This is a genomic window from Marinilabilia sp. (assembly GCF_016278715.1).
Lineage (GTDB): Bacteria > Bacteroidota > Bacteroidia > Bacteroidales > Marinilabiliaceae > Marinilabilia.
Genome location: NZ_JADQBH010000114.1, coordinates 1 through 5,799 on the forward strand (window position 1 = coordinate 1; position 5,799 = coordinate 5,799).

A 5,799-nucleotide genomic window follows, 5' to 3' on the forward strand; every position below is an offset into this window, starting at 1 on the left:
TCATAAAATTGTATCTTAGATTTGAAATTTGAGCGTTTTTGCGCAGACTCCCGTTGTGGGTAATTAAAAGCACACACATAGAAAACCCTATTTTTAAAATAAATATGATTAAATTGAACTTCAAAAAGCATTCTATAATAAAAGACGGAGATAAAATAGGAAAATTTTATGCCATTATCATTTTGGGTTTTATCATAATGGTTGTAATAGGAATTACTATACAAAAGAGTATTTGGAAAAAATTTCCAAAGGTTCAATATCAATCAGAAACCAAAGGAGAAATATACAGAATCAGGAATAATAGAGGAATTTTCGGAGAATTAAAGAGTGGACAAAAAATTTTTTTCACCTCGACTTCCAACTATAATTACAAGCCATCTTTTATTAGTGATTTTATTAGCAGAGGAGATTCGATACTGAAACCAGCCAATTCAGATTCAATATTTGTTTTTAAAGATGACAAGAAATATTTTTTCATTTTGGGAAAAAGCATTGAGAAACGATAACAACGACAGAATAGTGCCCCGCAATTCTTTAACACAGATATGAGAGGCCACCCCCGGGTCGTGAGCCTTTCAAAAACAGTTGCTGGAACGAGAGATATTCTCTTATATAGTTTTTTAATGAGTTTGAAAAAGAATATAGGGTAGATATTTTCGTTTGGACTGATAAAGCTACCGCTGGACTGAAAGCCTGGGGCAGGTGAATTCTCCGGGGCGTTGTGTACTATTAACACATCTTCAACAAATTCATGAATTTAGGAGTAATGAAAAAAAAAATCTGGACTTTAGACTCTTTACTGAAATTCTTAAAATCAACACAATTTTAATGACTTATTTTTATTTAACTGAGCCCAAAGGACTAGTTGGGATGGAGAAAAGTGGAATGTTAGAGATTCATTGTCTTTCTTTCCGGACTGTCTTGCAAGGAATGCCTAATGTATTTAACGGTTCTTCCGCATTCTATTGTTCTGGCCTTTGCCCCGGTTAGAAGATGTGGTTTCGTCGTTGTCCTCCATATTACGAGACGACATATCCCCAAAGTTATAAGTCAGCGTTACTCCAAATTGTCGACCTCCCCACCAGCTTTTCGATACCTGATAAAAGCCAACTCCATTGGTAACTGTATTCCATTTGCGAGAATTTAATAAATCTTCAGCGCTTAGGCTAATACTTAATTTATCAAACGATTTTCGGAGTCCTGCATCCAACGAGTAATTGGCTTTATCGTAGCCCTGAGCCACCAACTGCCTGGCACTATAGTCGCCATTTAATTGTAAGGTGTAAGATTTTGGCAAGATTATATTGGCCATCATTTGAACGTTCCAAGTAAAGTTGTCCTGTATTTTGCCGGTTACCACAGAAAAAGCTCCCTTGGGCAGATAGCTAAATCCATCAAGTTTATAGTAAAACAGATTAGCTGATGTGGTAAGGTCAATAATCTTAAATAATCTGTTTTTCAATACCAATTCAGTTCCTGTTGATGTGGACTGTGTGATATTCTCATAAGTGGTCTTCATTATGTTGTTTTCCAAATAATTGATGTTTTGAATGACATTTTCCGTTGTCCGGTAATAACCGGAGAATGAGAACATGTGGTTTTCCCAATTCTTTATGTAATTTAATTCGAAAGAATTTGAATATTCGGGCGACAAGAGCGGATTTCCAAATGAAATATTTGTCGAATCGGTTATATTAATGAAAGGGTTTATTTGTTCTTCCCAGGGACGGCTTATCCGGCGCGAATAATTTAACTGAACCTCATTGTCATTAGGTAACGAATAGGAGAGGAAAGTGCTTGGAAACAATTTAAAATAGTGGGTTTTATAAGGGGCTACCTCTTTTTCCGCTTGCATATATGCAAGCGAGCGGGTTACAATATTTGTATATTCTCCACGGCCCCCTGCCTGGTAAGAGAATTTTCCCAGTTTCCCTCCGTAGGTCACGTATATTGCGTGTACATCCTGATTATAGGTAAAACGGTTGAAAAGGCTGGTAACGGGTTGAAAGTTATTTTCATTGCTTCCCGAATAGGTTTTTACCGGACTGACATTCTTATCGAGTGTTCCTTTATATCCGGCTTCAATCTTATGCTTTTGGTTGATTGTATTAACATAGTCGGCCTGAAATTCCCAATTATGGTTTCCCATATCGCTCTTCTGTTTTTGATAAGAGGATATTTCTTTATTGTTTGCGAACAATGAAGTTTGTTTATAGACGGCAGGCTGGTTCATCTTCCACCGGTTGTACGAAGCTGAAAAGTCAATATTACTGTTGTCGCTGAATTCATGCTTGTACCCTAATTGCAGATTACCTCCAAACATGTCGTTCTTCATCGACGAAATACGGTGGCTTTGGAAATAAAAATCGATGATGTTGCTTCGGTAATCAATTCTGTTGTTATCCGTTCCACGGTCAATCATTGTCATAACTGAAAGCGACAGATGGTCTTTGCTTGTAACATGCCAGGTAAGCCCGGTACGGGCGAACCAACTATTCCAGGTTCCTTTGCCCGCTGATACCTGATTTAGATATGTGGTATCAGCACCCATATAATTCTGCCGATTCGAATATCCACCACTTTTGAATACCCAGCGGTTAAAACCAAGATTGGCATAAACATCCATTTTACTGCTACTGAAATTATAGTTTGAGCTGGCGCTGTATCCTCCATTCGAATCGGCACCTGCCTGCACTCCTCCGTAGTACCCGGCTTTACGGTTCTTTTTAAGGATGATATTAATGATTCCTGCTGTTCCCTCGGGACTGTTTTTAGCCGAAGGGTTGGTGGTAATTTCTATTTTGTCTATACTTTCGGCGGGCAATTGGCGCAGTATCTGTCCCCGATTTTGGGAAGACAATGCGGATGCCTTCCCATCTATCCATATGGTCACTGATGAATTCCCCCTTAATGATACTTCTCCTTTATTACCTACTTTCACAGAGGGGATATTACGAAGTACATCGCTGGCCGACCCTCCTGTTGATGCTATATTCTGAGCAACATTAAAAACTTTTTTGTCTAACTCAAATTTCATTTGCGACCGTAAACCTTTAACCTGTACCTCTTTAATTTTAATTAAATTTTTTGACAGGAGAATCAAGGGAATATCAACAATGTTATTCTCAGGAGTAATGACAACTTCCATTTCATATGCAACATAACCTATCATCGATGCTTTTAAATTAAATGTTTCGAAAGGCAGTTTTTCAAAGGAGAAAATTCCTTGCTGATTAGTAATCGCACCTTTAGGGAGAAAATTTTCTGTACCTTTTTTTGTTATGCTGATGGTAACAAATTCAAGGGGCTCTTTTGTTTCTGTATCTATCACTTTTCCATGTACTTCCCCAGATATTTTTTCGGCCGCATGGACATTGCCAAATAAAACTATCATTAAAATGACACTGACTATTAATTGCTTCATGATTTGTAATTTTGACGTAAAATTGTAGAATAAAAATGTGCGTTGTTTTCGATTTTCGGGCAAAGCGAAAAAAAGCAGGTTGACAACGAAAACTTAGGAAGCATGCTTGTTTTTTTGTTTATCGTAAAACAATATTGATGAAATCAGCCATGAGTAACGCTTCTTAAAAATTAGAATGATTGTTTCTTAGGTGAGTTAATTGAAATAATAACCACATGAACAAGCTTATTTGTATTATAAGAGTTTTGAATAAGGAATAACTAATTGATTGGCTAAGCCGAAAAAATGAGAGGTGAAAACGAATAAACGGGTTTTATATGGTGGCCGTTTATTTCCCGAAGATTATTGCCTTTCATTATCTTTGTGAAAATACCTTTTTATGCAAATTGACAAACTTACTTCTCGAAAATCGATAGTAATATTCAGTCTTTTATTGGCAATATTTATTATTTATCCAAACATTGTTTATTTGCGTTGGGATCTTGAAGATATTGAGTTTAACGGCGGGAAAACTCCGTTTTTCATTCTGTTTGCTTTTCGTTATGTTTTTTTTGCCACTATCATTTTTATTTCTTTTCTGGTTAATGTTCGCCACCTTAATAAAGATACGCTTGCAAGAAGACTGGGGCGCATTTTTGTCATCGTCCTGGTTTCTTATGGTATTTATATTCTCATGGCATTTGCTATTGTTACCCATGGCGATAGTTTTAATGACATACTTGTATTCCAGTTTGCTATTGTTTTTTTACTCTGTGTACTCCTTGGGCAGATTTTGGCCATGTATTCAGAACAACGAAAAAAAGAACAGGAAATAGAACAATTAAAAGTTGAAAACCTGCAAAGCCGTTGCGAAGCATTGGCAAACCAGATTAATCCACATTTCTTTTTCAATTCACTTGGAGGGCTTTCTTCCCTTGTCAGAGAAGATGATAAAGAACGAACACTAGAATATGTAAACAAGTTATCGGCGGTTTTTCGCTATATATTGCAAAGCGACAAAAAAGGACTGGTAACATTGAATGAAGAATTCGATTTTCTTGAATCATACCGTTACCTTCTTGAGGTTCGTTATGCAAACAAGCTTTCGTTTGATATTACTATTGATAGTAAAAAAAGAAAACTGAAGCTTCCGGTATTATCACTTTTGCCCCTGATTGAAAACGTTGTAAAACACAATGTAATTGATAGTGAAAACCGAATGGTTGTTTCGGTCTTGGTAAATGAAAACTCAGAGATTGTGGTTTCTAATCCAATCCATACAAAATTGGAAGAATCTCTTTCAAATGGAATCGGCTTAACTAATTTAAAAAACCGCTTTACGTTGTTGATGGACATGCGATTACGTGTGGAGAATGTGGGTGAAATGTTCCGGGTATATCTACCCTTAAAGAAATAAGGCTCATGAAAGTATTAATAGTAGAAGACGAAACTTCGGCATATATCAACCTGAGGAAAATACTCGAAGAGGTTGATAGTACAATCGAGGTTTCGGAAAACACTGAAAGTGTAAAACAAACCGTGAAATGGTTGGAAAAGAATGTTTCTCCCGACCTTATTTTTATGGACATCCATTTGTCTGACGGTTCGGCTTTCAACATCTTTAACCTGACAACAGTTGATGTACCAATTGTTTTCACAACTGCCTATGATGAATATGCTATTGAGGCATTTAAGGTTAATAGTATTGATTATCTAATGAAGCCAATAGAGAAAACAGAAGTAAAGCGTGCGATAGATAAATACCGCAAATTAAACGAACCTGATTTAGAAAAATATATCAGACAATTGTCTCAATTAGTGCCTATTGGTAGATATCCGGAGAAACTACTGATTCCATTAAATGACAAGTTAATTCCAACAACACTGAGCCAGGTTGTGTGCTTTTATACTACGGATAATTCAACTCAAATCATACTTCTCGATGGACAAAAACTTTCATATAATAGAAGTTTGGATAGTATTGTAAGTGTAGTAAACCCTTCCTTATTTTTTAGGGCAAATAAGCAGTTTGTTATTGCAAAAAGTCATATTAGCGACATTACGATTTGGTTTGATAATAGGCTCTTGGTTTCATTACTGGTTGAAACACCGGAGAGAATTTATATCAGCAAAAATAAAGCAGCACTATTTAAACAATGGATGATTTCGTAGGTGATAGGCTACCGCATCCGGGCATGATAAAATATAGAGAGACCTTCTTTCTCTCCTAATTTCATCTTTGACGAGGTGCTTATATCAACACCCACTGAATACGCAAATACCCTTACTTTCCCTAATTGCTTTAAGATAAGCCCAGTATTCTGCACTTTTTATTAAAAAGTATTGTTGAACTAAACAATCTTCAGGATGCCTCACAATAAAGAACTATAAAACAC

The 5,799-nt window shown here is 36.3% G+C and carries 4 protein-coding genes; 3 read left to right on the top strand and 1 reads right to left on the bottom strand.

Annotation, left to right across the window (positions count from 1 at the left end; translation table 11 throughout):
- The first annotated feature begins 113 nt into the window (after nt 1-113).
- Nucleotides 114-506: a hypothetical protein gene (locus QZZ43_RS06930; protein WP_291857374.1), complete on the top strand. Its 393-nt coding sequence runs from the start codon at nt 114-116 to the stop codon at nt 504-506.
- Nucleotides 507-943: 437 nt separating this feature from the next.
- Here the strand turns inward: QZZ43_RS06930 and QZZ43_RS06935 are convergent, their stop codons facing one another.
- Nucleotides 944-3,424 carry a TonB-dependent receptor gene (locus QZZ43_RS06935; RefSeq protein WP_291857377.1) on the bottom strand — a complete coding sequence of 827 codons (2,481 nt, stop codon included), beginning with the start codon at nt 3,422-3,424 and terminating at the stop codon, nt 944-946.
- 379 nt (nt 3,425-3,803) lie between these two features.
- Here QZZ43_RS06935 and QZZ43_RS06940 point away from each other — a divergent pair, with 379 nt between their 5' ends.
- Both QZZ43_RS06940 and QZZ43_RS06945 read left to right on the top strand, forming a co-directional pair.
- Nucleotides 3,804-4,820: a sensor histidine kinase gene (locus QZZ43_RS06940; protein WP_291857379.1), complete on the top strand. Its 1,017-nt coding sequence runs from the start codon at nt 3,804-3,806 to the stop codon at nt 4,818-4,820.
- A 5-nt stretch (nt 4,821-4,825) separates the two neighbouring features.
- Nucleotides 4,826-5,575 (top strand): LytTR family DNA-binding domain-containing protein, encoded by a 750-nt coding sequence (locus tag QZZ43_RS06945; RefSeq protein WP_291857381.1) that lies wholly within the window; start codon nt 4,826-4,828, stop codon nt 5,573-5,575.
- The last annotated feature ends 224 nt before the right edge of the window (nt 5,576-5,799 follow it).